This is a genomic window from Mucilaginibacter sp., from assembly GCF_039207105.1.
Lineage (GTDB): Bacteria > Bacteroidota > Bacteroidia > Sphingobacteriales > Sphingobacteriaceae > Mucilaginibacter.
The window spans coordinates 1-2,820 of the sequence record NZ_JBCECK010000294.1 but is presented as its reverse complement, the minus strand read 5'-3'; the positions used below and the strand labels follow the sequence as shown (position 1 = coordinate 2,820).

Genomic DNA, 2,820 nt, shown 5'->3' with positions numbered 1-2,820 from the left:
GTTAAAGGCCGACCGCACATAAAAATCAGTGGTGTAAAAATGGCTCAGTATTTCTACCTCTGCCTGGCACTCTTCTACAAACTCACGTTTCAGGCCGTCTATCAACCCCTCACCTATTTCAAGGCCACCTCCGGGGAATTTGATGAAGCGATGGCCATATTCCTGCTCATCGCTGATCAATACCTGATTTTGCTCATTAATAAGCAAGCCATATACACGTACATTAAAATACTCCATTTATTCAAAGTGTTTTTTATTGCGCACCACATTTTCCATTGTCCAGGCTATAGTTTCTGTTTGCGCTTCAGACCGTATGGGGCAATTGGGCATGCTGCAATAGTGGCAGCATTCAGGTACACAAGGGTCGGTATGAATGAATAATTCTGTTTTGATGCCAACCTCTTTATTGATCATCACCTCCACCAATTTTATTTCGGCGTGTGCCGTGTTCAGGTCATAATAGCTGGGCAACGTCATGTGGCAATCAATATGCAATTCGTTACCATACTTCTGGGCACGCAGGTTATGTACATCAATCCATGATTCGCGGCGTTTTTCACTTAGCACGCTGATAATATCAGTAACCACCTGAAAATCGGCTTCATCCATTAAACCCGCTACCGATTTTCGGATCAGCTTATAAGCACTGAATATAATATACAGTGCCACCAATATAGATAAAGCACTATCCAACCACAATATCCCGGTAAACCTGATGAGCAATAAGCCCGCTACCAAACCAATACTGGTTACCATATCGGCAATTAAATGTCGGCCATCCGCATCAAGGGTAATGGAACGCAATGATTTACCCTTCTGTATCATATAATATCCTAACCCGCCATTAACAATGCCCGTAGCTCCTATAATAAAAGCACCGGTAAGCAAGTCATGGATAATGTTGGGATAAAAGAAACTATAAACGGATTTTACAATGATGATAACCCCGGCAATGCCAATGAGTGCCCCTTCGATGAAAACGGAAAAAAACTCAACTTTGCCGTGCCCATACGGATGGTTCTCGTCGCGGGGTTGCGCGGCCAGGTAAATACTAAAAAAGGCAAAAGAGCTTGCTATTACGTTTACAACGCTTTCGGCGGCATCGGTAAGTACAAAATTAGAGGCTGTTAAAAAGTATGCGCCGAACTTCGCCAACATCAGAACAGTGCCTGTAATGAGCGAGATTAATATGATCCTTTTCTGTTCTTTCAAGCTCTTATAAGTTAAAGCCTCACCCTGCCCTATCCAAGGGAGAGAGTTCAAAACCTTAGTTAAAGTCCTCTCTTTTGGAGAGGATTTAGGTGAGGCTAAGTTGCGTTGGCAAATTTATAAATAACAACCGTAAGTAGCAGTAAAGTTATTTTCTATATTTGCCGCGATAACATAATTTATATGAGCGCATTAAGTACCCGGATCAATAACTTGTCCGAATCTGCAACAATTAAGATGGCCAAAATGGGCCGCGAACTTGCCGCTAAAGGTGTTGACGTGATCAGCCTTAGCTTTGGCGAACCTGACTTTCATACCCCCGAGCACATTAAGGAGGCTGCCAAGCAGGCTATGGATAAAAACCTGACCTACTACACACCAGTAGCCGGTTATCCTGATCTGCGCAAAGCGGTAGTTGCCAAATTGAAGAACGAGAATAACCTTGATTATGACTTTAGTCAGATTGTGGTATCAACCGGTGCAAAGCAAGCCATTGCCAACGCGGTACTATGCCTTGTAAATCCGGGTGAAGAGGTGATTATTCCTACTCCTTACTGGGTATCATATTCTGAAGTAGTTAAACTTGCCGAAGGTGTGAGCGTTTTTATTAATACTACTGTTGAGCAAAACTTTAAAATAACACCAGAACAGTTAGAGGCTGCTATTACGCCTAAAACAAAACTTTTCATGTTTTCGTCACCATGTAACCCTACAGGTAGTGTTTACAGCAAGGAAGAACTGGAAGGCCTGGCTAAAGTATTTGAGAAAAACCCTCATGTATACATCCTAAGCGACGAGATCTATGAGCACATTAACTTTGTTGATAAGCATGAGTCAATAGCTCAGTTTGATTATATTAAAGACCGCGTGGTGATTATTAACGGATGGTCAAAAGCGTTTGCTATGACCGGCTGGAGAATTGGCTACACTGCCTCAAACTCAGAAATTGCAGCTGCCTGCGATAAAATGCAAGGCCAGGTTACCTCTGGTACCTGCTCTATAACCCAGCGTGCAGGTGTTGCCGCTTATGAAGGTGGTTTAGAGAGCGTGTTGGAGATGCGTGCTGCTTTCAAAAAACGCCGCGATATTGTTTACAAACTATTGAGCGAAATTGAAGGCATCAAAGTTAACCTGCCTGATGGCGCTTTTTATTTCTTCCCGAATGTAACTTCATTCTTTGGCAAAAGCTACAATGGCAAAACCATTAAAGATGCTGATGACCTGAGCATTTACTTGTTGGAAGAGGCTCATGTAGCCACTGTAGGCGGCGACTCATTCGGTGACACTACTTCTATCCGCCTATCATACGCCGCTGCCGAAGATAAACTGATTGAAGCTATGCGCAGAATCAAAGAAGCGTTGGGTAAATTAGCATAAGATCAGAATTTTCAGAATCAAAGAATTGACAAAATTTAACTTTCAATTCTGAAAATTTTAAAATTCTCTGAATTCTGATTCCGACAAAACAAAAAGCCCCGGAGCAAATGCTCCGGGGCTTTTTGTTTTAGGTTTAAGTAAAATTACAACCCAAATCCGTAGGCTATGCGTAAACCAACTGTACCGTAGTTATTGCTCTGGCCTGAATAATTTTCATAACGTACACCAACATCC

3 protein-coding genes are annotated in these 2,820 nt (G+C 42.4%); 1 reads left to right on the top strand and 2 read right to left on the bottom strand.

The features are described 5' to 3' along the window. On the bottom strand, positions 1–237 hold a 237-nt coding region (locus AAGC65_RS25755; protein ID WP_343115321.1), incomplete at its 3' end, for an NUDIX domain-containing protein. Further along, the gene (locus AAGC65_RS25750) at positions 238–1,212 is read right to left on the bottom strand and encodes a cation diffusion facilitator family transporter (protein ID WP_343115320.1); all 975 of its coding nucleotides are present in this window, start codon (positions 1,210–1,212) and stop codon (positions 238–240) included. 180 nt (positions 1,213–1,392) lie between these two features. Between AAGC65_RS25750 and AAGC65_RS25745 the strand changes: the two genes are divergently transcribed. Then, positions 1,393–2,586: a pyridoxal phosphate-dependent aminotransferase gene (locus tag AAGC65_RS25745; RefSeq protein WP_343115319.1), complete on the top strand. Its 1,194-nt coding sequence runs from the start codon at positions 1,393–1,395 to the stop codon at positions 2,584–2,586. Positions 2,587–2,820 lie beyond the last annotated feature (234 nt).